General features: G+C 63.7%; 22 protein-coding genes. 15 read left to right on the top strand and 7 right to left on the bottom strand.

What is annotated here, in order from left to right:
* Positions 1 to 14: 14 nt before the first annotated feature.
* Positions 15 to 674: a c-type cytochrome gene (locus Q1L59_RS15015; RefSeq protein WP_300333700.1), complete on the bottom strand. Its 660-nt coding sequence runs from the start codon at positions 672 to 674 to the stop codon at positions 15 to 17.
* Positions 675 to 848: 174 nt separating this feature from the next.
* On the opposite strand from Q1L59_RS15015, the gene Q1L59_RS15020 reads away from it, so the two are divergent.
* The 7 genes from Q1L59_RS15020 (at position 849) to Q1L59_RS15050 (ending at position 7,233) form a co-directional block, all read left to right on the top strand.
* Positions 849 to 1,619: a heme-copper oxidase subunit III gene (locus Q1L59_RS15020; protein ID WP_300333702.1), complete on the top strand. Its 771-nt coding sequence runs from the start codon at positions 849 to 851 to the stop codon at positions 1,617 to 1,619.
* Between the two features lie 65 nt (positions 1,620 to 1,684).
* On the top strand, positions 1,685 to 2,416 hold the full coding sequence (locus Q1L59_RS15025; RefSeq protein ID WP_300333703.1) for an SCO family protein: 732 nt from the start codon (positions 1,685 to 1,687) through the stop codon (positions 2,414 to 2,416).
* Positions 2,409 to 3,134, top strand: coding sequence for a cytochrome c oxidase subunit II (locus Q1L59_RS15030; RefSeq protein ID WP_300333706.1), 726 nt, complete (start codon positions 2,409 to 2,411; stop codon positions 3,132 to 3,134). Before Q1L59_RS15025 ends, Q1L59_RS15030 begins: the two co-directional genes overlap by 8 nt.
* A 17-nt stretch (positions 3,135 to 3,151) precedes the next feature.
* A complete protein-coding gene (locus Q1L59_RS15035; RefSeq protein ID WP_300333709.1) occupies positions 3,152 to 4,723 on the top strand; it encodes a cbb3-type cytochrome c oxidase subunit I in 1,572 nt (523 codons plus the stop codon).
* An 83-nt stretch (positions 4,724 to 4,806) separates the two neighbouring features.
* Complete coding sequence (locus tag Q1L59_RS15040) at positions 4,807 to 5,445, top strand: SCO family protein (RefSeq protein WP_300333712.1); 639 nt, start codon at positions 4,807 to 4,809, stop codon at positions 5,443 to 5,445.
* 199 nt (positions 5,446 to 5,644) lie between these two features.
* On the top strand, positions 5,645 to 6,538 hold the full coding sequence (cyoE, locus tag Q1L59_RS15045) for a heme o synthase (protein WP_300333715.1): 894 nt from the start codon (positions 5,645 to 5,647) through the stop codon (positions 6,536 to 6,538).
* Positions 6,539 to 6,585: 47 nt separating this feature from the next.
* Complete coding sequence (locus Q1L59_RS15050) at positions 6,586 to 7,233, top strand: LysE family translocator (protein WP_300333718.1); 648 nt, start codon at positions 6,586 to 6,588, stop codon at positions 7,231 to 7,233.
* A 58-nt stretch (positions 7,234 to 7,291) separates the two neighbouring features.
* Here the strand turns inward: Q1L59_RS15050 and Q1L59_RS15055 are convergent, their stop codons facing one another.
* Positions 7,292 to 8,347, bottom strand: coding sequence for a sensor domain-containing diguanylate cyclase (locus Q1L59_RS15055; RefSeq protein ID WP_300333721.1), 1,056 nt, complete (start codon positions 8,345 to 8,347; stop codon positions 7,292 to 7,294).
* Positions 8,348 to 8,375: 28 nt separating this feature from the next.
* The gene (locus Q1L59_RS15060) at positions 8,376 to 9,203 is read right to left on the bottom strand and encodes an alpha/beta hydrolase (protein ID WP_300333724.1); all 828 of its coding nucleotides are present in this window, start codon (positions 9,201 to 9,203) and stop codon (positions 8,376 to 8,378) included.
* A gap of 424 nt (positions 9,204 to 9,627) precedes the next feature.
* Between Q1L59_RS15060 and Q1L59_RS15065 the strand changes: the two genes are divergently transcribed.
* Complete coding sequence (locus Q1L59_RS15065; RefSeq protein WP_300333726.1) at positions 9,628 to 10,629, top strand: TerC family protein; 1,002 nt, start codon at positions 9,628 to 9,630, stop codon at positions 10,627 to 10,629.
* 17 nt (positions 10,630 to 10,646) lie between these two features.
* Positions 10,647 to 10,973: a hypothetical protein gene (locus Q1L59_RS15070; RefSeq protein ID WP_300333728.1), complete on the top strand. Its 327-nt coding sequence runs from the start codon at positions 10,647 to 10,649 to the stop codon at positions 10,971 to 10,973.
* 81 nt (positions 10,974 to 11,054) lie between these two features.
* On the opposite strand, the gene Q1L59_RS15075 is transcribed toward Q1L59_RS15070, so the two are convergent.
* The 3 genes from Q1L59_RS15075 to Q1L59_RS15085 form a co-directional block, all read right to left on the bottom strand.
* Positions 11,055 to 11,612, bottom strand: a complete 558-nt coding sequence (locus tag Q1L59_RS15075) for a 1-acyl-sn-glycerol-3-phosphate acyltransferase (RefSeq protein WP_300333731.1) — start codon at positions 11,610 to 11,612, stop codon at positions 11,055 to 11,057.
* A 215-nt stretch (positions 11,613 to 11,827) separates the two neighbouring features.
* On the bottom strand, positions 11,828 to 14,143 hold the full coding sequence (locus Q1L59_RS15080; RefSeq protein ID WP_300333733.1) for a DNA internalization-related competence protein ComEC/Rec2: 2,316 nt from the start codon (positions 14,141 to 14,143) through the stop codon (positions 11,828 to 11,830).
* A gap of 96 nt (positions 14,144 to 14,239) precedes the next feature.
* Positions 14,240 to 14,407 carry a hypothetical protein gene (locus Q1L59_RS15085; RefSeq protein ID WP_300333735.1) on the bottom strand — a complete coding sequence of 56 codons (168 nt, stop codon included), beginning with the start codon at positions 14,405 to 14,407 and terminating at the stop codon, positions 14,240 to 14,242.
* A 431-nt stretch (positions 14,408 to 14,838) separates the two neighbouring features.
* On the opposite strand from Q1L59_RS15085, the gene Q1L59_RS15090 reads away from it, so the two are divergent.
* The 4 genes from Q1L59_RS15090 (at position 14,839) to Q1L59_RS15105 (ending at position 21,372) form a co-directional block, all read left to right on the top strand.
* A complete protein-coding gene (locus Q1L59_RS15090; protein WP_300333736.1) occupies positions 14,839 to 15,066 on the top strand; it encodes a hypothetical protein in 228 nt (75 codons plus the stop codon).
* Positions 15,054 to 15,602 (top strand): nuclease-related domain-containing protein, encoded by a 549-nt coding sequence (locus tag Q1L59_RS15095; RefSeq protein WP_300333737.1) that lies wholly within the window; start codon positions 15,054 to 15,056, stop codon positions 15,600 to 15,602. Before Q1L59_RS15090 ends, Q1L59_RS15095 begins: the two co-directional genes overlap by 13 nt.
* Positions 15,603 to 15,657: 55 nt before the next feature.
* A complete protein-coding gene (locus Q1L59_RS15100; RefSeq protein WP_300333739.1) occupies positions 15,658 to 20,271 on the top strand; it encodes an EAL domain-containing protein in 4,614 nt (1,537 codons plus the stop codon).
* A 93-nt stretch (positions 20,272 to 20,364) separates the two neighbouring features.
* Complete coding sequence (locus Q1L59_RS15105; protein WP_300333741.1) at positions 20,365 to 21,372, top strand: NAD-dependent epimerase; 1,008 nt, start codon at positions 20,365 to 20,367, stop codon at positions 21,370 to 21,372.
* A 65-nt stretch (positions 21,373 to 21,437) separates the two neighbouring features.
* Here the strand turns inward: Q1L59_RS15105 and mutM are convergent, their stop codons facing one another.
* Entirely contained in the window at positions 21,438 to 22,265 is an 828-nt protein-coding gene (mutM, locus tag Q1L59_RS15110) for a bifunctional DNA-formamidopyrimidine glycosylase/DNA-(apurinic or apyrimidinic site) lyase (RefSeq protein WP_300333792.1), read from the bottom strand.
* A gap of 94 nt (positions 22,266 to 22,359) precedes the next feature.
* Between mutM and Q1L59_RS15115 the strand changes: the two genes are divergently transcribed.
* Positions 22,360 to 24,123 (top strand): tetratricopeptide repeat protein, encoded by a 1,764-nt coding sequence (locus Q1L59_RS15115; RefSeq protein ID WP_300333742.1) that lies wholly within the window; start codon positions 22,360 to 22,362, stop codon positions 24,121 to 24,123.
* On the top strand, positions 24,120 to 24,740 hold the full coding sequence (gene lolB, locus Q1L59_RS15120) for a lipoprotein insertase outer membrane protein LolB (protein ID WP_300333744.1): 621 nt from the start codon (positions 24,120 to 24,122) through the stop codon (positions 24,738 to 24,740). The genes Q1L59_RS15115 and lolB overlap by 4 nt, the downstream gene beginning before the upstream one ends.
* Positions 24,741 to 24,747 lie beyond the last annotated feature (7 nt).

The raw sequence follows: 24,747 nt of genomic DNA on the forward strand, positions 1-24,747 counted from the left end.
GCTGTACCGACGCCTCAGTGGCCGCGTGTCGACAGGTACTCGGCGACGGCTGCGATCTCTTTGTCATCGAGGCGCGCCGCGATGTCGCGCATCACGCGCGCCTCGTCATTGGCGCGCGAGCCGTCCTTATAGGCCTTCAGTTGCTTGACCAGATAGCTGGCGTGCTGGCCGCCGAGCGAGGGAGCAAGGACTGCCGGGACGCGTACCATCAGCTTGTTCCAGTCACGGTTGCCGATGCCATCCGGACCGTGGCAGCCGATGCAACCGGGTACCACGTTCGGGCGTCCCTTGCCTTTGCGGAAGAGCTTCTCGCCTGCGGCGAGGATCTCCTGGTTGGTCGCCTCTTCAGCTTTTGGCTTCTGCTTGGCGAAAAAGGCGGCAATGTCCGCCAGGTCGGTTTCGGCAACCGCCTGCGCCTGCGGCGTCATCTGCTCGTTCTTGCGCTTTCCAACCTTGAAATCATGAACCTGCTTGACGATGTACTCGGGTAGCTGGCCCGCCAGCTTCGGCCACGGATCGGCCGGCGGCGGCAATGCTATGCTGTTGCCATCGGGACCGTGGCAGGCGGTACAGACGGCAGCTTTGGCTTCCCCGAGTTCGGGATTTCCTGCCGCGAAGGCGCCAAAAGTCGCCCCCAGAAAGACAAAGCCGAGCATGGACAATGGCTTGCGCATGTTTTGTTCCTTCCTCCCCACGAGATTTTTCCGGAGTTTGCAGAATCGTGCCGTCTCTGACATAATCTGCGACCGAATGTCGCATGGCAGGTATTATGAAGACTCGCCGCCCTGCTGGCAACAAAGCGTGATAAAAGCAGATCAACCAAGCGTTAGGGAGAGGGAGGAAGCGCGATGTCACAACACCATGTTGCCCACCACGATGCTCACCATGGCGGCCACCATGCCCACTGGGACACCAGCGTCTGGCCGGCGGTCATCAGCATAGGCATCCTGGCCTGGAGCCTGGCGTTTTCGTTTCATTTCGTCTATCACCAGAGTTTTGCCGGGCTGATCACCTTTGGCCTCGGCCTGCCGCTGATTCTCGCCGGCATCGCCGGCTGGACGAGCGAAGCGATGGGCAAGGGCGAGGGTCTGTCGTTCGGCGCGATGGGCTGGTTCATTCTGGCGGAAGCCATGATTTTCATGAGCTTTTTCGCCTACTACTGGTTCATGCGCTTGAATTCGCCAGCCTGGCCGCCGGCCGGAACGCCGGAGTTGCCGGTGGTCTATCCGCTGGTGATGACCGCGGTGCTGGTCGGTTCGTCGATCACCATCCACGCTGCCGAACACCAAATGGATCTGGGCAACAAGTCCGGTTTCCTGACTTGGCTGGTCGTCACCATCGTGCTTGGTCTGACCTTCCTCGGCATGTCGGTTTACGAATGGACACACCTGATCCATGGTGGCTTCACGATTGCCACCAACAGCTTCGGAACCACGTTCTATTCGATTACCGGTCTGCACGGCTCGCACGTCGTCGTCGGTCTGGCGATTTTCCTGGCCGGGCTTCTGCCGGCTTTGCGCGGCAACATCTCGCACGGGTTCTGGCGTACGGCCAGCCTGTACTGGCACTTTGTGGACGTGATTTGGTTCTTCGTCGTTTCGCAAGTCTACTTCTGGTAGGCCTTAGCACCGTGGCATACGCGGTTGGGGAGCCGACGCGCTCGAGTTCGCCGGATACGTCGGTCATGCGCATCGACGAGCCCCGGTTCCTCGGCGCACGTCTGGCCGGCGAGACTCGCCTGATCGACAGTAGCGGCGCGAATTTCGCGCTCGGCGAGATGTTCGGCAAGCCGCTGATCCTGGTTCTGTCGTATTACGGCTGCGACGGCACCTGCCCGACCATGAACATGGAGTTGGCCAGAGCGTTGGCAAAGGTCGAGCGTTTCCGGCTGGGGTCCGATTACCGCGTCTTGACGGTGTCGTTCGACGCGCGCGATTCCAGCGCAACCGCGGCCGATTTTCTGCGCAAGACGGGGGCTGTCGGCAGCGGGGGGGACGGCAGCGAATTGCAGCCCGGCTGGCGGCACGCCGTGCTCGCCGACAAGGATGTGAAAACGTTTGCCGCCAGTGTCGGCTTCAACTTCTTCTGGTCGGATGCGGCAAAGGCCTTTCTTCATCCGAATGTCCTGGTGTTCCTGACGCCGCAGGGGCGAGTGGCGCGCTACATCTATGGCACGCGTATGGATGCGGAAACGCTTACGCTGGCGCTCACCGATGCCGACTGGGAGCGGATCGCAAATTCAACTGCGGTTTTCGACATGGTTACCGGCGCGTGTTTCAGCTACAACTACGAAGAAGGCAGGTATCAACTGAACTACCCGCTGCTCGCGGGTATAGGCTCCCTTCTCCTCGGCCTGTCGCTCATGGGCCTGGGAGCATGGGGATATCGGAGGAAGATGGGGAGGATGCATGGATAAGATTCTCAAACGTTTGGCGGTGACGAGCGTGGCTGCGGCGGCTGCCGGCGGAGCGATGGCAGCAGCGGGAGGGGCGGAGCGCGTGTTCGATCCGGCGCCCGGTTGGGATTACCTCTGGAAAGAGGTGCTCATCGACATCTCCGTGATCGGCATCCTGTTCGCCCTGATGACCGCGTATCTCATCTGGCGCTACCGGCGGACGCCGGACAATGTCGTTGGCAGCGGCCCGCGTCTGTCGCCGGCGGCGGCGGTCGGCTGGGTGGTCATTCCGACCTTCGTCTTCATGGCCGACGACTTCTTCATCGCCGCCAACGGCTGGGCGCTGTGGAACAAGTATCGCGATGTTCCGGCCGATCGCTTGGAGATTCAGCTCGAATCCGGCATGTACAGTTGGGACTACACGTATCCGAATGGCGTGCAGACGCAGAATGAATTGATCGTTCCGGCCGGCAAGCCGATCCTGTTGCGGATGACCAGCCGCGATACGCTGCACAGCCACTTCATTCCGGATTTCCGCGTCAAGGAAGACTCGATGCCTGGGCGGGTGACCTATATCTGGTTCCTGCCCAAGGAGGCCGGCAAGGAGCATCTGGTGACCTGCGCCGAGTACTGTGGCGTCATGCATTCGTACATGGCTGGCCGAGTCGTCGTGAAGACGCCGGAAGAATTCAAGGCGTGGTACGAGACGAGCGGAGCCTCCGCCAAGAAAAGCAGTTGAGTGACGGGAGACGGGACATGAACTTGAAAGAATGGATCTTTACCACCGACCACAAGCGCGTCGGAGTGCTCTACCTGATTGGCTCGATCGCCGCGTTCATCGTCGCCGGCATCATGGCGTTGCTGATGCGCGCCGAATTGTCGACGGTGGGTCCAACGATTACGAGCAATCCGACCACCTACAACGTCTGGCTCTACGCGCACGGCGCAGTAATGATTCTCGGCTTCCAGATCCCGGCGCTGACCGGTTTCTTTGCCAACTACTGCATCCCGCTGATGATTGGCGCCAAGGATGTCGCTTTCCCGCGCGTCAATGCGCTGTCGGTGTGGCTGTTCTACGTCGGTATCATCCTCGCGCTGCTCACCTTCTTCATTCCGGATCCGCCGGACATCATGTGGACGGGCTATCCGCCGTACTCGACGATCACGACCGGGAACACGGCGCTCTATACCTTCACGGTGCTGATACTCGGTTTCGCGTCGATCATCGGTGGGGTTAACTTCCTGACCACGATCACTTACATGCGCGCGCCGGGCCTGACCTGGAACAAGCTGAACATCTTCGTCTGGTGCACGCTCGGCGCCTTCGTCCTGCAGTTGATCTTCGTCCCCGTTCTCGGAACAGCGGTGACCCTGATCAGCATGGACAAGTACCTCGGCACGCACTTCTTCGATCCAACGCGTGGCGGCGACGTTCTGACGTATCAGAACCTCTTCTGGTTCTACTCACACCCCGCCGTGTACGTGATCTTCCTGCCTTTCTTCGGCGTCTTGTTCGAGATCGTCGCGACCTTCGCCAAGAATCAGGTGTTCAACTACAAGGCGGTCGTTTATGCAGGGATCGGCGGCATCGTTCTGTTGGCCGGCGAAGTGTGGGTCCACCACCTGTATGTTTCCGGCATGGTCGACTGGATACGCGTCGGGCAGATGGTGACCACGCTGCTGATTTCGGTGCCTGTCGGCCTGATGCTGATCGGCCTGGTCGGGACGCTGTACAAGGGCTCCATCACCTTTGAAACGCCGATGCTCTATGCCCTCGGTGTACTTTTCCTGTTCCTCATCGGCGGGCTGACCGGGATTCCGCTTGCCGTCGCGTCGCTCACCCTGCACCTGTCGGACACCTACTATGTCGTCGGACACTTCCATTACGTGATGGCGGTCGCCGGGACGTTCTCGATTTTCGCCGGCGTCTACTACTGGTTCCCGAAGGTCACCGGCCGCATGTACAACGAGTTCTGGGGCAAGGTCGGCTTTTGGATCACTTTCGTCGGCACCAACATTGTCTTCTGGACGATGATGGACATCGGCGTCAAGGGCATGCCACGGCGCTATTACGACTATGCGCATTTTTCCCAGTTCGAGGGCGCACATCAGTTGATGACGATCGGTGCCGTGATTCTCGGCGTCGGCTTTGCGATCGCGCTGATCAACTGGATCGTCGGCGCGGCCAAGGGACAGCCCGCGGGAGACAATCCATGGGGCTCAATGTCGCTCGAGTGGACGACGGTCTCGCCGCCGCCGCACGGTAACTGGCCGACGCCGCCGTCGGTCAGCGAGGAGTGGACGCCGTACGCTTACGGCAAGCGCTGACGCGCGGTGTTGATCATGCTCTGCCAGGGCGCCTGCGGGCGCCCTTTTTCTGCTGCAGCGGTGCTTGACGACGGCCAGGCCGAATGAACAAAGCTCGTGCGCTCGGATTCGTCCTTGGCGGGGCGGCGCTTGTTCTCCTTGCCGCATGGCTGATCTGGCGCGGCGCTGGGCAGATTGCTCCCGTGCCGGCCTTCGATCCTCGCCAGGCGCGCCTGTCGTCGGCCACGGTGCTCAATGACGAGAAGCCGTTGCCAGCATTCTCCCTGCTCGGCGAGCGCGGAAACTTCGACAACTCGGCACTTGCCGGACGATGGACGCTGATGTTCTTCGGCTATACCTTTTGTCCCGACGTCTGCCCGACGGCGCTGCTGCTGCTCAAGGAACTGAAAGCCAAGCTGGCCGAACGTACGATTGGCGCGCCGCAGGTGGTGATGGTTTCGCTTGACCCGGCGCGCGACACGCCGGCAACGCTGAAGAACTACACGGCCGCCTTTGATCCCGACTTCATTGGCGTGACCGGTAGTGACGAAGCGCTGGCACCTTTGGTCAAGCATCTGGGCGTCTATTACTTGCGGCACGAGCAGGACAAGAACTCCGGCTATCTGGTCGACCATAGCGCGGCGATCTATCTGATCGACCCGCAGGGCCGCCTGAAGGCGGTTTTCTCGCCGCCGCAGGATCTGGCGCGCATGTCGGCCGATTATCCGGTGCTTGTGCGCTGAGTCCTTGCATGACGATGTCCGTTTCCTGGCAGAAAGGATTGGCGACCGGTGACCGCGCGCACCGTCCTTCTCGTCGTGCGCGGCATCGGTTGCCGGCCGAGCGCATGAAACCCGGGTTTGTCGGGTGCGTGGCGCGCGGCAACTGGTGCTACACTCGATACTCGCAAACGCTTGTCCGCAAACATCTTCCGATCCGTCGATGAAGCCTGCCAACCCCGTCCTCCTCACCTCCCTCGATCGCTTGCGTGCCTTTGCTGCGATGACCAAGCCACGGGTGGTATGGCTGATCGTCTTTTGCGCCGTGATCGGTATGTTCCTGGCGGCACCCGGGATGGTGGCGCTGCCCCTGCTGCTCGCCGCAACCACCGGAATTGCACTGGTTGCTGGTGCCGCGGCGGCGGTCAATTGCCTGGTTGAAGAGCACATCGACGCCGCCATGGCGCGCACGCGGACGCGGCCCTTGCCGCGGCGCGAGGTGGGTGTTTTCGAGACCTTCTTTTTTTCCGGGGTACTCGGCGGCATCGGCTTGTCGCTGCTCTACCGGCTGGTGAACCCGCTTACCATGTGGCTGACGCTCGGCACTTTCGTTGGCTATGCGCTGATTTACACGATTTATCTGAAGCCGCGCACGTCGCAGAATATCGTCATCGGCGGCGCCGCCGGGGCGATGCCACCGGTTCTCGGTTGGGCTGCGGTTACCGGCCAGACACCGATCGAGGCCTGGTTGCTTTTCCTGATCATCTTCGTCTGGACGCCGCCGCATTTCTGGTCGCTGGCACTCTATCGGGCGCGCGAGTATGCTGCCGCCGGTTTGCCGATGTTGCCGGTCACGCACGGTGCCGAATACACGCGCCGGCACGTTTTCCTCTATACGGTCGCGTTGACTTTCGTCACGCTGCTGCCGTTTGCCGTGGGCATGAGCGGGGTTGTCTACCTGCTCGCCGCGCTCGTGCTCGATGGCGTCTTTCTGGCGTACGCGTGGATCGTTTGGCGCAACTATTCCGATCGCGCCGCAGCGAAAACCTTTCGTTGGTCGATCATGTACCTGGCTTTGCTTTTTGCTGCCCTGCTGGTCGATCATGCGCTGCGCTAGCCAGACCGCCGCGGCGACCAGCGGCCGCCATCGGGGAACGATCCGCTTTGCATGAGCTCCTGCCACCCTGGCCGTTGTTTTCGGCGTTTCTGGTCTCGAGCCTCGTTCTGGCGCTGACTCCCGGGCCGGGTGTGCTCTACATTGTCACGCGCAGTATCGTGCAGGGTCGGCGGCACGGCTTGCTGTCGGTCTTTGGCGTTGCGCTCGGCAACCTCGGCAACGCGCTCGCTGCTTCGCTCGGGCTGGCGGCTCTGTTTGCCGCGTCGGCGCTCGCCTTTTCGATTGTCAAGTACGCCGGCGCGCTCTACCTGGTCTATCTGGGCATCCGCATGCTCGGCACGCGACCGGCTGCGCCGGCGCTGGCGGTTCCCGCGCCATCTTCGCTGAATCGCGTGTTTCGCGACGGTTTCGTCGTCGCTTTGCTCAATCCCAAGACGACCGTCTTCTTTGCTGCCTTCCTGCCCCAGTTCCTGAGCCCGGACGCGCCTTTCGTCGTGCAGAGCATCACCCTGGGGGCCGTCTTCGTGGCCATCGCCGCGCTGACCGACAGCGCCTATGCGCTGGCTGCCGGCGTGCTTGCCCCGCGTTTGCGCGGCGGCGCGGGCAGCCACCTGGGGCGGGTGCTCGGCGGCCTGACGTTCATCGGTCTGGGGCTATTCACCGCCCTTGCTGGATCGCGCGGGGCGAACAAGTAGGAACCGTCGGCTGTCCGGTGGCCGCCGCAGCACGGCCGGCAGCCGCGCTGCGCCTGACTCAAGTGGTGTCGTCGGCCGCGCAAACTCGATTGCGACCGGTTTCCTTCGCCCGGTAGAGCGCGCGGTCGGCGCGCGCATAGACGCTTTCCCACGACTCGTCGCTCAGCTCGGAGCGAGCGAAGCCCGCGCTGACCGTGACCGTCAGCCGGCCAGCGCGCGCTTCGATGACTTGCGCGGCGACCGCCTGCCGCAAGCGCTCGGCGATCAGGCCGGCGGCAGCGGCATCCGGATTGCCCAGGCAAAGCACGGCGAATTCCTCGCCGCCGACCCGCCCGACAATCTCCAGGTTGTCGCGCGTCATGCGACGCAGAACCTCGGCCACGCTGGCCAGCACTTCGTCGCCTGCGTCGTGACCATAGCTATCGTTCACCGCCTTGAAATGGTCCACGTCGAACAGGATCAGAGCAAAACGCTCGCCACCGCGCCGCATCCGTGCGCAGGCTTCGCCGCAGCGGCGGCTGAAGTAGCGGCGGTTGTAAAGCTTGGTCAGAAAGTCGGTGATCGCTTCCTGTTCGAGCCGCGCATTGAGCTGCTGCAACTGGCGAAAAGCCGCTTCCTTTTCGGCCTCGATCAGCAGCCGCCATGCCTCTGCTTCGAAGCGATGGGCACAGATTTGCGCGATCTCGCGCAAGACCTCGCCCTCTGCTGGTGTCGCAATCCGTTGCGAAGAGATGATCGCGTAGTGCCCAATCATTTCTCCGCTCGGGCCCCAGAGCGGAATGCCGACATAGCTCTCGAAGGTGGTTTCCTTCTCCGCCGCAAAGTTGCGACAGACGTCGCCGGGAATCACCACCGGCGCGCCGTCGAACACCATCTCGCATGGCGTTCCGACCAGATCGAACTCGAAGCTGTCGCGCAGGCCGCCGTCCTGCCAAGCCGCCAGTACGCGCACGCGCGTCGGCGGATGGTCGAGCAGGCGGGTCACGAAAACCATATCGGCCTTGAACAACTGACCGACCACGGCGACACTCGTCGTCAGGAAATCGTCACCCAGGTAAGGGGCGGTGACGTCTACCAAGCGCTTCAGTATTGTATAGGCATTGCCTACGACCATTCTCCACTCCTTTCAGGCCAAGGATCCGTCAGTCGCATCGCGCCGGCTCGATGCGTGCACGTGCGGGTGGGCCGTCATCCGCAATCACTGCGCCAGCGGCGAGGCGGTCTACGAAGCGGGTAATGGCCGCGATCACCGCCTGCGGCTGGTCCCGGTGCGGCGAATGGCGACAGTTCGCCAAAGCCAGCAGCTCAACGTCGGGCGCACGCTCGGCAATGCAGTCGATCTGCCGCATCGTCGCGTACTCGTCGTCACAACCCTGGAGGGCGAGCAGCGGACAGGTGATCCGTGGCAGGCAGTCGGTAATGTCCCAGGTGCGAAACTCCGGGGCCAGCCAGATATCGTGCCAGGCGCGAAAGACCGTATCCGGGTCGCGGTGGAAACGCGCCAGTCGCTGCGGCCAGTCGGTCGTCGCGTAGATTTCGCCGGCGCGCCGTATGCCCTCGAGCGCCTTGTCCTCGACGAACTCGTGCGGTGCCAGCGCGACGACGCCAGCCACACTGTCCGCGTCATGGGCGGCGTGCAGCAGAGCAATCGAACCGCCGTCGCTATGGCCGACGAGAATCGGGCGTTCGATGTCCAGAACTCTGAGCAGGCGGGGTAATCCCAGCCACGCCTCGTCGTGCATGTAGCGCGCCGTGCGCCGACCGGGCAGAGGATCAGAGTCCCCGTAGCCCAGGCGCGACCAGACCAGCACGCCGCAGCCGGTAGCCTCTGCGACTTGCGTCGGAAAGTCGCGCCACATGGCGACGCTGCCCAGACCTTCGTGCAGGAAGACGAGTGGCGGACGACCCGTCCGTCGCGCCGGGAGCCGCAGGTACTCCAGGTGTTGTCCGGCGACCTCGATGAAGGGCATGCTCAGACGGTCTGGTTCAGGGTGGACATGGCAAGCAAGTGTACCCGCGTACAGTCGACTGGCGCAACACTGGCGACGCCCGGCGCGCTTCGGGCAGCTTGGGCGAACGGCCAGACATCTTCGTCGCTTGCGTTTCCGCGACGAAGTGATCGGCCGATTGTTGACTGGCGCAGTGCGGATAGGTACGATATTCCTGTTCCAAGGGGGAGTAGCTCTCCGCCAACGTATCGTCAGTACGGTAGGGTCGTCAAACCTGCCCGGTTCGTTGGGCGGCCAACAGGGAATCGACTGTGGGCCGCGAGCAAGACCTTTGCCGCGCAGGCGAAGGTCCGTTACCAGCATGGTGGCCGGCGTCGCGAGCGCTGGACAAAAGGGCTGCCGCACGACGTGGCGGTGTAAGGGTAACGACTTTGGAGCACTGGCAATGGAAACAATTGGTACTTGGTGGATGTGGGCGGGTTTTGCCGCCGTCGTCTTCGTCATGCTCGCGATCGACCTTCTGTTGGTCGGGGGCGGAAAGCAGCATCGCGTTTCGTTCAGGGAGGCAGCAACCTGGTCCTGCATCTGGGTAGCGGTCTCGCTGCTCTTCGCCGGCGCGCTCTGGTGGTATCTCGACGGCAGTGCCGGACGCGAGGTTGCCAACGAGAAGACGTTGGAGTACGTGACCGGCTATCTGATCGAGAAATCGCTCGCGGTCGACAACGTGTTCGTCTGGCTGTTGCTCTTCAGCTTTTTTTCGATTCCGCTCGAACTGCAGAAGCGCGTCCTCCTCTTTGGCGTTCTCGGCGCCATCGTCATGCGCACGATCATGATCTTTGCCGGTGTCTGGCTGATCGCCAAGTTTCACTGGATCCTGTACCTCTTTGGCGCCTTCCTGGTCATTACCGGGATCAAGATGTGGTGGTTCGCCGACGAGCAACCCGATCTCGCGCAGAACCCGGTGATCGCCTGGATTCGCCGGCATATGAAGGTCACGCACGAGCTCGATGGCGAGCGCTTCTTCGTGATGCGGCAAGAGGCCGGCCGATGGGTACGCTACGCCACACCGCTCTTCCTGGTCCTCGCTCTCGTCGAATTTTCAGACCTGATCTTCGCCGTCGACTCGATTCCGGCCATCTTCGCAATCACGACCGACCCCTTCATCGTCCTGACCTCGAACGTGTTCGCGATTCTTGGCCTGCGCGCGATGTACTTCCTGCTCGCCGACATGGCTGACCGCTTCTCGTTGCTCAAGTATGGCCTGGCGCTGGTACTCATGTTCATCGGAGTCAAGATGTTGCTTATCGACGTCTTCAAGATTCCGGTGCTCATCTCGCTGCTGGTCGTGGCCGCGATCATTTCTACTTCGATCGTCCTTTCGCTGCGCAAGGAGGCGCACGCCGGCAAGCCGGGCGGTGACGCCGCGCGCAGCGGCGAGGCCGGCTGAGCGCAGACGCCCGCCGAGTGAGCGAAAAGCCGAACGCGATCATCCCGGCGCGCGCGGAAACTCTCGGCGTCCTTCGCTTGATCGGGCGCGGCGAGTTGCTGCTCATGCTCGAGGGCGATGCGGACGGTTACGGGACACGGTGGACGCTGGGCGGTCAGCAGGTGCAGCCGGCGATCGCGCGCTACCTGATGGACGGGGGCTATCTCGCGGAAATCGCGCGCAGCGAACTCGGCGTCCGTCGGCTGACCCTGAGCGCGGCGGGAAAAACCTTGCGCGACAACGGCCTGCGCTGGTGGGCGAGCCTCAGCCTGCGCGAGAAACTGGAAGTCATCGTGCTTGGCTAGACGTGACGATGCGACCCGGCCGCCGACGCGCTGCGCACGCGCGACCCGGTGGCCAGTGCTTTCGGCGGGCTGCCGCAGTGCTCAGTCGAGCCAGCGGATCGGCGATGCGAGTGCTGGACGCCGGCCTGGCCGGTCGACGTAGTGGCGGGCGATCTCCGCGATATCGACGGCGGGATCGCCGCTCAGCGTGAGGTAGGCGAGTATCCCGGCCTGTCGGCGCGCATAGTCTACAAAGCCAAGCGCCAGCGGGACATTGGCCGCCAGCGCAATGCGGTAGAAGCCACTTTTCCAGCCGGCGGTCAGCGCGCGCGTTCCTTCCGGTGCGAGGACCAGGAGCAGCTTCGGCTGCGCGGCAAACTGCGCCGCCATCGCGGCGACGAATCCGTTGCGCACGCGACGATTGACCGGGATACCTCCCAGGCTGCGCAACAGGCCGCCGAATGGCCAGCGAAACAGCGAATCCTTGGCCACCCAGCGCACCTCGAGGCCGAGTGCAAGTTTGGCCAGCAAGGCGTACAGCGCGTCCCAGTTGGAGGTATGCGGATAGGCGACGAGAACCGCGCGCGTCGGCCGCTGCGGCGGTTCGTGCAGGGTCCAGCCGTGCCAGGCGAGCAGACGAGCGGCCAGCTTTTTCAACATTCGTGCACTTTACCCGAGCCGAGCCGTTTTGCGTTGCGCGTCTACGACTGCGTCACGGTACAGTGCTCGCCGGCCGGCGGAAAGTGAATGAAGTCCACCGGCAGCTCGCCTGTTGCGGCTGCGAGCAAGTCCAGCCGCCGGGCCGATCGACGGCGGGCCAGGCGTCGGCAGCCCGGCGCCCCGCGCGACCTGGCGTGCGGTCGCGGCGTGCTGATCTACCGTGCGTGCCAGTAACGACGATACTCGCTGCGGTACGCGCTGAGCGCCAGCTCTCGACCTGGCCGAATGAGCACGGCTCCGTCGCGATCACTGCGCCACAGGCGGCTGTCGGCGTAGCGTTCGAGCACTTGCGGCCGCGGATGCTGGAAGCGGTTGCGGTAGCCGACCGGAATGATCGCTTCGCGTGCGCCGACGGCAGCGACGAAGTCGGGCGTCGACGACGTGCCGCTGCCGTGGTGCGGAACGAGCAGAACGTCGCTGCGCAGTTGTGCTGCCGAGCGGGCGAGCAAGGCCTGCTCGTCGCGTGCCTCGATGTCAGAGGTCAGGAGAACGCTGTAGTCGGCGCTTTCGATGCGCAGCACGCAGCTCATGTTGTTCGTTTTGGCGTTCGGCCGTTCGTAGTCGCTGGTGCTCGGATGCAGGATCGAGAAACGGACGCCGTCCCAGGTCCATCCCTGACCGGCAACGCAGCGCTCACCGGTGATCTCGCCGACGGAAGACAGCGTGCGGGTGATCGGTACGGCCTCCTGGACGGCGACGAGGCCACCGGAATGGTCCTTGTCCCGGTGCGTCACGAGCAGTGTGTCGATCCGTTCAATGCCGGTGGCGCGCAGGTAGGGCACCACGATGCGCTGGCCGGCGTCAGATTCGGCGCTGTACAGCGGGCCGGTATCGTACAGCAGCGCATGTCGGGCAGTGCGCACGACGACGGCCAGCCCCTGCCCAACATCGAGCACGTCGACCCACGCAGCGCCCGGCTCCGGCCGCTCAGCCCGCGTAAAGATCGCTGGCAGGAGCAGGCAAAGCGCCAGCCAGCGTGCTGGAAAGCCGCGCGGCATGAGCAGCCAGACGACGCCGACGAGGGCGAGCAGCGTCGCCGACAGCGGCGGTGCTGGCTGTTCCCAGAGGGGCCAGCCGGCCAGCCAGCTTAGGCAATCCATCAGAACGGCGAGCAGCCAATGGTCGACGTGCAGCAACAGCGGCCAGGGAAAAACGGCGAAGAGCAGGGCGAGCGGCGTGATCACGAAGCTGACGAGCGGGATGGCGAGTGCGTTGGCGGCTGGCGAGACCAGGGAAAACTGCTGGAAAAGCAGCAACATCAACGGCAGCGTACCGATGCTGACCGCCCACTGCGTGGTTCCCCAATGCGCCAGCGAATCGCGCCAGCCGTGCACCGCGCCCAGGCGTGCCGTGCCGACCAGGAAGAGCAGTCCGACGGCAGCGAACGAGAGCCAGAAACCAGCAGCGAGAACGGCCCAGGGATCGAGCACGAGAACGAACAACATGGCGAGCAGCAGGCTACGGCTGGCCCCCAGGTTGCGGCTCGACCACAAGGCAAGAGCAACGACGCTCAGCATGTAGAACGTGCGCTGTGCCGGAACGGCAAAACCGGCGAGCAGCGAATAGCCACCGGCGGCTAGCCAGCCGGCGAGAATGGACAGTTTCGGCGCCGGCAGCCAGAGCAGCGCGCGCTCGCTGCGTCGCCATAGGTAGCCGGCGAGCGCCGCGAAAAGCGCGGCGACCATCGTCACATGCAGGCCCGAGATCGACATCAGGTGGGTGACGCCGGTCTGCCGGAACAGGCGCCATTGCTCGGCCGGAATCGCTTGCTGGTCGCCGATCGCCAGCGCGACGAGAACGCCGACGTAAGGTGCGTCGGGCAGCACGGCAAAGAACGAGCGGCGGATCAGCTCGCGCAGCCGCTCGATCGCGTAGCCCGGACGCCAGACGAAATCGTCCACCCGTTGTGCGTCGGCGTGCGGTCTTACGTAGCCGGTGGCGCGCAGACTGCGCTCGAAGAGCCAGGCTTCATAGTCGAAACCGTGCGGGTTGGCGTTGCCATGCGGGCGCTTGAGCCTGAGCGTGAAACGCCAGCGCTCGCCGGGTCGGATCACCAGGCCGTTACGCCACTCGTCTTCGCGCCAGCCGTGATACCAGGAGAGATTGACCCGACGGGGCAGACGGGCGTGCGGCGTAAGGACCGCTTCGACATCGAATTCGAAGCGCTCACCACGTTCGAATCCATGCGGCAGCGCGGCGACGACGCCGACCACCTGCACGTCGCGCCCCTCCCACTCGCCGGGCAAGTCATCGTGCAGGCGCCAGTCGGCGCGCAGCGCTGCCCAGGAAAAGCCGAACAGGGCGCAGGTGCCGATGAGCAGTCCCCGTCGGACGAGCGGTTGACGACGGAAGATGGCGAGCAGGAGCAGCGCGGCAGCCAGCGCTCCCGCCAGCGGTGGTAGCTCGGGCAGCGCCGGCTGCACCTGGAGAAGACCGACGCCGACGGCGAAAGCGATGAGGTTGCTGCGCATGACGCATTAAACCAGATCGCGCGGGTACTTTGCCCGGCAAGTGATACGGTCGGCGCCGGGGTGCCGCGATGTTCACTACCGAGCAGGACGGCCAACTCAGCAAAGGCAGTTCACCAGCCTGACCAGGAAACGCCAGATCAGGATCGGCATCGACGCTATCGGATACCAGGTACCAAGGTTGTCGTCCAGCCTTTGTGCAAGAGCGCCGATGACGACCAGAGGTATTGCAAGGCCGACGATCGCCTCGCCGAGCGGAAAGGCCACTTGGCCTCCTTCTTGCTCCAGATCTGGAACAAGCGAGTGCGCCATCGCTCGGTCGCCTGAAGACCACTCCCTGGCGAAACAAACGGGGTTACCCCCTGATCACCAGTCAATGACTCTCGGCTTGACCTCCGATAGGTCGACGCAGAGAATGACCGCAAGACCGCAAGTACTCCAGGAAGCGCTTATGCCCGCCACGGTGGACTTGCGAGGCGCGCGTGCAGGCCTGTTGGGTGTGTCGCTGCGACTCCACGCTGCGCGAAGACGGCGTATCGGTGTGGATGCAACAGCCATCACCACGCCAGGAAGCTGCCGATCCGCAGTCCGCCAAGGAAGCTGGCGACGGCGATTTCGCTCGACGACCAGCGGATCGCGCCAGCGCTGACGACATCGGCGCTGACCCTTGCTGAGAGCGGAACCGGGAAGCACCATTCATGGCAACGCTGACAGAGCAGATTGCCGTTGTGTTCGGTGTACTCGGCGTATGTTTTGCCGGGCCGGCTGCCGCACTCTTCGTTCTCTTCCGGAGGAAGGCGAAGGCCAGGCAGAGCAGACGTTCCCCGCTCGGCAGCGCGCTGCTACGGAGTCCGCGTCATTCGCTGCGCGAGAAACTCGACGGGGCTGACCACGACCTGATCTGGAACCTGGCTTGGCTCTACTGATCGCGCTGCCACTCATGACGCTGACGCTGTTTCTGGCGCAGAGCCACCTGCGCGGACTGCAGGCGATGGCACACCTGGCACCGCTTTACGGCTTGGCGGGGGTCGCCTTCATTGCCTACATGCTGCGCAAGCTGCTCAAGGCCGGGATCCGCCTCGACCATCTGAAAGCGGGCTACGACGCCGAGGTCGCCGTCGGCCAGGAGCTGGACCAGCTCATGCGGCAAGGCGCGGCGACCTTCCACGATCTGCCGGCCGAGCAGTTCAACATTGACCATGTCGTGGTCGTCAGCGAGGGCGTCTTTGCCATCGAGAGTAAAGGCTTTACGAAATTGAACCAGGGTCGCCGTGGCAGTCCGCATTGCCGGTGGCGCCATTGCTCTACCTGCCAGCGCTCGTCGATCCGTAGCCCCAGCTTGCGTGCCGGTTTGCGGCCGGTCTGGATGAGCCGGTGCAGCAGGCGCCAGCCGCCTGCCGTCGCCGGCTGGCGAGGAAGCCTCCGAAGTCTTGCCTTTTTGTCTCATACTTGTCGCCGCTAGCCGGATCACCCGGCCAAGCGTCCCGATTCCACCGGGGTGACTGAACGGAGAGCTGATGAGCAACGCGAATCAAGACGAAGCGAAGAAGGGGCGCCCGAGTTCGCGGCGCGCACCGCCGGTCGGCGCGTCGGCCGACAATGAGGGCGCGCACGCGCGCAGCGATGAACGCCCGTTCATCGTCGGCATTGGTGCCTCGGCCGGTGGCCTGGAGGCGCTCAGCCTGCTGCTTCCCGGCTTGCCGAAGAACCTCGGCCTGACCTACGTCGTCGTTCAGCACCTGTCGCCGACCTACCGCAGCATGATGTCGCAGTTGCTTGGGCGCGAGACGACGATGCCGGTCAAGGACATCGAGGATGGGGCATTGCCGGAAGCGAACACCGTCTACATCACGCCGCCGAATCGCAACCTGACGCTGCTCGGCGGCTGCTTCCGTCTGGTCGAACCGGCGCGCGAGTCGATGCCCAAGCCGTCGGTGAATCGCTTCTTCGCCTCGTTGGCGGAGGAGATCGGCGAATCGACGATCGGCATCATTCTCTCCGGTACGGGTTCCGATGGCGCTGCTGGAATCCATGCGATCAAGGCCGCGGGTGGCTTCACGTTCGCCCAGGACCCCGACACCGCCAAGTACAGCGGGATGCCACAATCGGCAATCGACACCGGCAGCGTCGACTGGATCCTGCCGCCGGAGAGCATGGGCGCCGAGATCAGCCTGATCGTCCTCAATCGTGGACTGATCCCGGTGGCGACGCAGGCGGCGAGTGCTCCAGCGACGCTGAAGACGCTGCTCGGCAAGGTGCGGGCGCGGACGCGGGTCGATTTCTCGCAGTACAAGGAGCCAACGCTGTGGCGGCGAATCGAGCGGCGGATGGCGGCCAACCATGTCAGCACCTTGCACGACTATCTGCAGGTGGTCGATCAGACGCCAGTCGAACTCGACAAGCTGTGCAAGGACATCCTGATTTCAGTCACCGCGTTCTTCCGCGACACCGACGCTTTCGCCCGCCTCGACAAGGTGGTTGCCGAGATCCTCGCCGGTAAGCAGCCGGGCGACGACATCCGCGTCTGGGTGGCCGGCTGCGCCACCGGTGAAGAAGCCTACTCGCTGGCCATCCTCTTCGCCGAACGTCTGGGGGCCGCTTTCGACCAATATCGGTTACAGATCTTCGCTACCGACATCGATCTGGACGCGATGGCGCTTGCCCGGCGTGGCGTCTTCGCCGCTTCAAGCCTGGCGCACATGGACCGCGGGCGCATTCGGGCGCATTTCACGCCGCACGGTGATCGCTACGAGATCAACAAAATCTTGCGTGATGTGGTCATTTTTGCCCGCCAGGATCTGGTTCAGGACCCGCCTTTTCTCCGCCTCGACCTGGTGAGCTGTCGCAATGTGCTGATCTACTTCCAGAGCGAGCTGCAGGCCCGGCTGCTCTCGGTCTTCCATTACGCGCTCAATCCTGGCGGCTATCTCTTTCTCGGCAAGTCTGAGGGAATCTTCCAGCAGGAGGCGCTGTTTGGCGTCGTCGACAAGGACGGCCGCCTCTACCGGCGGCACGGCGTGAGCGCCCGCCTGCCGCTGCTGCGCGCCGAGATGCAGCCGCCGGCGGCGGGCATGAATCAGCATCTGCGGGCAGCAAAGCCGACGACCCCGCTCGCTTTCGAGAACATTCTGCTCGAAGCGGCCGGGCGCTACTTCATTCCGACCAGCATTCTGATCAACGGCAAGTTCGAGATCCGCCATATTCATGGCGACACCAGCCGCCTGCTCAACGTCGCGCCGGGCAAGCCGGCTTTCGACTTGCTCTCGTTGATTCGCCGCGAGTTGCGCACCGAGGTGCAGGTGCTGATGCGCCAAGCACAGGTGAAGCAGCTTGTTGCTTATGGGCGTCCACGCCACATCAAGGCGCTCGACCCGGGTCGTGGCCTGCGTCTTTCGGTGCATCCGCTGTCGGCGATCGACAGCGAAGCGCTGTTCATGGTGTGCATCGAATGGATTCAGCCGACTGCCGGGCGCGGCGCGGTCGAAGACAGCAACACGATCACCGACAAGGAGCTTGAGGACGAACTGGCGGCGACGCGCGAACACCTGCAGACGCTGGTCGAGGAACTGGAGACCTCGAACGAGGAAATGCAGGCGCTCAACGAAGAGATTCAGGCGTCGAACGAGGAAATGCAGGCGTCGAACGAGGAGCTGGAGGCGTCGAACGAGGAACTGCAGTCGACCAACGAAGAGCTGGCGACGGTCAACGAAGAGTTGCAGATCAAGACTGCCGAGACGCAGGAACTGAACGTCGAACTCGAGTGCATCCAGAACAGTGTCGATTACCCGCTGCTCGTGCTCGACCGCAACCTCAGTCTGCAGCGCTTCAACAGCGCTGCAGCGCGCGTCTTCAAGCTGGCGGCGGCGCAAAGCGGACGCCATCTGCGCGACCTGCCGCTACCCGCCGGCATGCCCGATCTGGTGGCGAGGAGTCAACAGGTGATCGAGACGCAGGAGGCTTTCGACTGCCAGATCGTGAACGCCAACCGTCGCCACTATGCCCTGCACATCGTGCCGCTGCTGCGCGACACGCAACGCGTGATTGGCGTCATCCTGCTCTTTGCCGACAATACCAGCCTTTACGAGGTCGAGCGTTCGGCGCGCGAAACGCAGGTCAGATTGCTCGCCGTAATGAACAATTCGATTTCGCTGATGGCGGTCAAGGATTCGTCGGGCCGCTATCAGTTTGCCAATCCGCGCTTCGAAGCGACGTTCGGATTTGCTGCCGGGCAGGCAATTGGCAAGACCGACGGGCAACTCTTTCCAGCCGAGGTCTGCGAGATCTTCCGCGAGAGCGAAATCGCAGCGATGCGCCAGCGGCAGGGCGTCGAACGCGAGGAAGCCTTGCCCTTACGCGACGGGCCGCGCCATTTCCTGGCTGTACGCTTTCCGCTGCTCGACGACGACGGCGCGATTACTGGACTCTGTTTCCAGGCGACCGACATTACTGCGCGCAAGCAAGCCGAAGACAGCCTGCGCCTGGCGGCAATGGTCTTTGAACGCGCTTCGGAAGGCGTCATGGTGACCGATACCGAGCAACGCATTCTGACGGTGAACGATGCGTTCACGGCGCTCACCGGCTACACGCGCGAGGAGGTCGTCGGCCAGTCGCCCAGCCTGCTGCGATCGCATCTGACCTCGCCTGAGCTCTACCGCGACATGTGGGAGCGGATCAACCGCCTCGGCGTCTGGCAGGGGGAAATCTGGAACCGGCGCAAGAACGGCGAGCTTTTCCTCGAATGGTTGTCGATCAACACGGTGAAGGACGCGAGCGGAGAGGTGATCAACTATGTCGGCATGTTCAGCGACATCACCAAGGCACGCGAGTCGCAGCAGCGGATCGAGTACCTGGCAACGCACGACGAGTTGACCGGGCTGCCCAACCGGGCGCTGTTCAACGACCGCCTGCAGCTCGCCCTGGCGCGCGCTGAACGCCAGAGTGAAAGCATGGGGGTCGTCTTCATCGACCTCGACGACTTCAAGGTCGTGAACGATACGCTCGGCCACCCGACGGGCGACCGGCTGTTGAAGCAGGCGGCCATGCGACTGCTCGACTGCGTTCGCGCCGAGGACACGGTGGCTCGGCTGGGGGGTGACGAGTTCGTCGTCCTGCTCGAAACGAGCGACCGGAAGGAAGCGACACGCACGGCCCAGCGTCTGCTCAATGCGCTGAGCACCAGCTACTGCTTCGAAGAGCACGAGTGTTTCGTCAGTGCGAGCATCGGCCTGAGCATGTTTCCGGAGGACGCCAGCGACGCCGGCGCGCTGATGCGCAAGGCGGATTCGGCAATGTACCGGGCCAAGGACCACGGCAAGAACGCTTTCCGCTTCTTTACCGCCGACCTTGCGCGGCATGCGGCGCGCCGACTCACGCTCGAGACCGGTCTGCGGCGAGCCATCGACAGCCGCGAGCTGACCGTCCACTATCAGCCGCAGGTGAGCTTCTCCAGTCAGCAGGTGATCGGCGCCGAGGCCCTCGTGCGCTGGGCGTGCAACGGGGAAGCCGTCGAACCGGTGGAGTTCATCCCGGTGGCCGAGCAGAGCAGCGTGATCGTCGCGCTCGACGAGTGGGTTCTCGGCGAGGTCTGCCGGCAGATCGTGCGTTGGGATCAAGCTGGATTGCCGCCGGTACGCGTCAGCGTCAACGTCTCGGCACGCCACTTCCGCAAGGAGGGGATGGCCGCCGACCTGATGCAGATTGTCAGCGCGCACGGCGTCGCGCCGCAACGGCTGTGCGTCGAGATCACCGAAGGCGTGCTGATGGATGTCGAGCGCGCCGAACGCATGCTTGCCGACCTGGTCGCCCATGGCTTGACGATCAGCATCGACGACTTTGGCACCGGCTTTTCGTCGCTCTCCTACCTGAAGCGCTTTCCGATCCACGAACTGAAGATCGCGCGCAGCTTCGTCAACGGCATCGCGCGCAGCGCCGACGACCGCGCAATCGGTTCGGCAATCATCACGCTGGCTCGCAACATGGGCATGAGCGTGGTTGCCGAGGGCGTCGAGCTGGCCGAACAGCATGCCGAACTCGACGCTGCGGGTTGTCACTACGGGCAAGGTTTTCTCTATTCGCCGCCACTTGCCGCCGACGACTTTGCGCGCTGGCTGCAAGTGCGGCGAGCCGTCTGACGAGAGGGTGCTAGAATCGCGCTCGGGGTCCGCCACCCTGGCCCTGTGCTTAGTTTGCCTCACTTTGCCTTATCCTTGCCTTGGGAAACTGATGTGAAAGTCCTGCTTACCGGCGCTGCCGGCTTCATTGGCCGGGCCACTGCCCTGCGCCTGCTTGACCGGGGTGACGAGGTCGTCGGCCTCGACAACCTGAACGACTACTACGACGTTTCGCTGAAGCTCGACCGGCTGCGTTTTCTCGAACCGCGCAGCGGATTTCGCTTCGTCAAGCTGGATGTCGGCGATCGGACGGGAGTCGCCGAACTCTTCGCACGCGAGCGCTTCGACCGCGTCATCCACCTGGCGGCGCAGGCCGGCGTGCGTTACTCGCTGAAGAATCCGCATGCCTACGTCGATAGCAACCTGGTCGGATTCGTCAATATCCTCGAGGGCTGCCGCCACACGCAAGTCGAGCATCTGGTCTATGCCTCGAGTTCGAGCGTCTATGGCGGCAATACGCACATGCCGTTTTCCGAGCACGACAGCGTCGATCACCCGGTCAGCCTGTATGCGGCAACGAAAAAGGCCAACGAACTGATGGCGCATTGTTACAGCCACCTGTACGGCCTGCCGACGACCGGCCTGCGCTTTTTCACCGTGTATGGCCCGTGGGGTCGGCCGGACATGGCGCTCTTCCTGTTTACCCGGGCGATTCTCGCGCGCCAGCCGATCGACGTGTTCAATCATGGCAACATGCAGCGTGACTTCACCTATGTCGACGATATTGTCGAAGGCGTCATTCGCGTGCTCGACCGCCCGGCGACGAGCAATCCTGGCTACGTCGCCGAGCAACCCGACCCAGCAACGAGCAACGTTCCCTACCGCGTGTTCAACATCGGTAATCACAACCCGGTGCCGCTGCTCGACTTCATCGGCGCGATCGAAGAGGCGCTCGGCATCAGCGCGGTGAAACGCATGCTTCCCTTGCAGGACGGCGATGTTCCGGCGACCTACGCGGATACCGATCTGCTCGACGAGTGGGTCGGTTTTGCCCCGGCGACGCCGATCGGCGATGGCGTCAAGCGCTTCGTTGCCTGGTACCGCGATTACTACAAGGTCTGAGTGAGGTGGTCGGTGCGGTCGCCCGCCGCAGCGGCCCGCGGGTGTTGCGGGCAGGGCGCTGGTCGTCAGCGTTGGCAGTGCGCACAGTAGAACGTCGAGCGTCCAGACTGGCGGAGCATTCTCACCGCTTGTCCACATGTCGGGCAGGGTTCGCCGGCGCGCCCATACACAGCACACGAGAGCTGGAAGCAGCCGGCGCCGCCATCGCTGTGGACGTAGTCGCGCACGCTGCTGCCGCCGGCCGCAATCGCCTTCCGTAGAGTCGAGCGGATTGCCTCGGCGAGGACCCGGTAGCGCTGCAGACTGATCCGGTTGGCCGCTCGGCGCGGCGAGACACCGGCCAGGAAGAGGCTTTCGGCAGCGTAGATGTTGCCGATACCGACGACCAGTCGACTGTCCATCAATAGCGGTTTGATCGGTCCACGGCGTTCACGGGTGGCGGCGTACAGCCAGTCGCCGTCAAAGCTTGCCGACAAGGGCTCGATTCCGAGTACGGCAAGCAGCGGAAGCCGCTCGATGTCGCTGCCTTCGTGCCAGACGAGGGCGCCGAAGCGGCGCGGGTCGCGCAGGCGAAGAACGCTTGCCCCGAACGAGAGGTCGAAATGGTCGTGTTTGCCGGCTGGAGTTTCAGCGGTGACCAGGCGCAAGCTGCCCGACATGCCGAGATGCAGCACCAGCCAGCCACCCCCCTGCTGGCTTGCACAGTCGAAGAGCAGGTATTTCCCGCGACGGTCGATGGTTTCCACGCGCAATCCGATCAGCCGCTCGGCCAGCCCCGGAGTGATTGCATGGCGCAGGCGGGGCGTGCGCACGACGGCGGCGACGACCTGCTGGCCGACGATGAACGGGAGCAGTCCCTGGCGGCTGACTTCAACCTCTGGAAGTTCCGGCATTGCCGCTGGCGCAAAAAGCCCATAACATGTGGAAAGCGGATTATCCCGCAAACCCGAACCGACCACGCTCCCGTTTGCAGCGAGCAAGGAAACCATGAAGTCTAAGAAGAGCATCGCCCTCTGTGCAACGTTGGCATTGGCCGGCGTCGTGCCCGTCTTTGCTGCTGGCGAGGCAGTTGACGGCCGACCGCGCAAACCGGTCACGCGCGAGGCAGCAGGGCAAGGCGAGAGCGGCGTGCCCGCGCGTGCTGCCGATCCACTACTGTTGGGACGCGGGCTGACCGCGCAGATCGTCTATCAGGTGCTGCTTGCCGAAGTTGCCCTGCAACGTGGTCGGGGCGACTTCGCCAGCCAGGCCTATACCGATCTGGCCCTGCGTACGCGCGACCCCGCCCTCCTCGAACGGGCAATCGAGGTCGCCGGAATTGCGCGCCGTCTCGATCTGGTGCTCGAGCTTGCCCGTCAGTGGATACAGGTTGAACCCGATTCAAAGCGTGCGCAGCAGGTGCTGGCTGGCGTGATGATCATGAGCAATCAGTTCGACGGATTGGCTCCCCAGTTGATCAGCATGCTCGAAGCCGACCGGCCGGCGCTGCCCGGCAACCTGCTCGGCTTGAACCGGATGCTTGCGCGCAGCCCGGATCGGCAGGCGGTGTACCAGTTGATCAGTCGGGTGTGCGCGCCTTTTCGCGATTTGCCCGAGGCGCACTACGCGCTGGCCGTCGCCGCGAGTTCAGCCGGCGAGAACGAACGCGCGCTGGCGGCGGCGCGCAAAGCGAACGAACTACGCCCCGATTGGGAACCGGCGGTGCTGGTCGAAGCCGAGCTCCTGGCGCGCCGGTCGCCAGCCGAGGCGATTGCCCGCTTGCAAGCGTTTGTCGATGCTTATCCGATGGCACGCGATGTGCGCCTGTTTCTGGCGCGTGCGCTGGTCGGCGAAAAGCGCTACGCCGACGCCAAACGCCAGTTCGAACGCCTGCTCATCGCTTATCCAAACAATCCCGATGTCGTTTTTCCGGTCGCCGTTCTGGCCTTGCAAGAAGACGATCGCGTCCTCGCCGAGGCACAACTCAAGCACCTGGTGACGCTCGACATTCCCGACAAGAGCACGGCCTACTACTACCTCGGCCAACTGGCGCAGGACGGCAAACGTCCGGATGAAGCATTGAGTCATTTCCGGCAGGTCCGGACGGGCGAACACGTCGTACCGTCCGTGGTGCGTAGCGCCGCCATTCTCTCCAGCCAGGGCAAGATCGGCGAAGCGCGCCGCCTCCTGCAGGACGCCGCGTCGGCCAACCCGCAGCAGCGAGTTCGCCTGCTGATTGCCGAGGCGGCGGTTCTACGCGAGGACAAGCAGTACGCGGCGGCTCTGGAGCTACTCGACAATGAACTGGCGGCGCAACCGGACGAGCCCGATCTGCTTTACGAGTCTGCCCTGCTGGCCGAGAAGCTTGACCGTCTCGAACTGATGGAAAGCCGCTTGCGCAAACTGATCGAACTGCAGCCGGAGAATGCGCAGGCGTACAACGCGCTCGGCTATTCGTATGCGGAACGCAACCTGCGCCTGCCAGAGGCCAGGCAGTTGATCGAAAAGGCGCTGCAACTGGCGCCGGACGATCCTTTCATCCTGGACAGCATGGGCTGGGTGCTCTATCGCCAGGGTGATCATGCCGGTGCGCTGACCCTGCTGCTGAAGGCGTATGGGCAGCGTTCGGATCCGGAGATCGCCGCGCACGTCGGCGAGGTGCTCTGGACGCTGGGTCGCTACGACGAGGCGCGGCGTACCTTGCGCGAAGCACAGACGAAGCATCCGGGCAACGACGTGTTGAGCGAAGCGGTCCGGAAGTTTGCCCAGTGAGCAGTCGCTCCGAGCGCGACCGCCGAGCAGCCTGGCGGTCATTCGAAGCTCGCCTGCCGCTACTCTTTGCCGGCCTGCTATTGGTTGCCGCGTGTTCGACGCCGGGCCGCGTTGGTGATGCTGCTTCGGCGATCGGGCGCGACCGCCTGCAGGCGTTCTCGCTCGCCGGGCGTTTTGCGCTGCGTCAGCAAGAGGGCAGCCATTCCGGGCGCATCGCCTGGCGACATGCCGGCGATTCCGATCACCTGGTCATTTCCTCGCCGTTTGGCCAAGCCCTTGCCGAGGTGTTTGGCAACGCGGGCGGCGCGCGCCTGCTTGGCAACGATGGGAAAATCTACGAAGCAGCGACGATCGACGAGTTGCTGGTCGCGGTGCTCGGCTATCCACTACCGCTCGGCCAGCTCGTCGATTGGCTGCGCGGCAAAAGCGGAGCGGGCGGGCAGGTGGTCAACGACAGCTTCGGGCGGCCGCTCGAGGTGGTCGATCAGGAGTGGCGCCTGCGTTACCAGTACGACAATGACGACGCGCAGGCCTTGCCTGGCCGGCTGTTCGTCGAGCGCGCGCAAGTCTTTGAACTGCGCCTGCGCATCGACGAATGGACCGAGCTTGCACCCTGAGAGCAGG

It is taken from the genome of Accumulibacter sp. (assembly GCF_029255125.1).
Classification (GTDB): Bacteria; Pseudomonadota; Gammaproteobacteria; order Burkholderiales; family Rhodocyclaceae; genus Accumulibacter.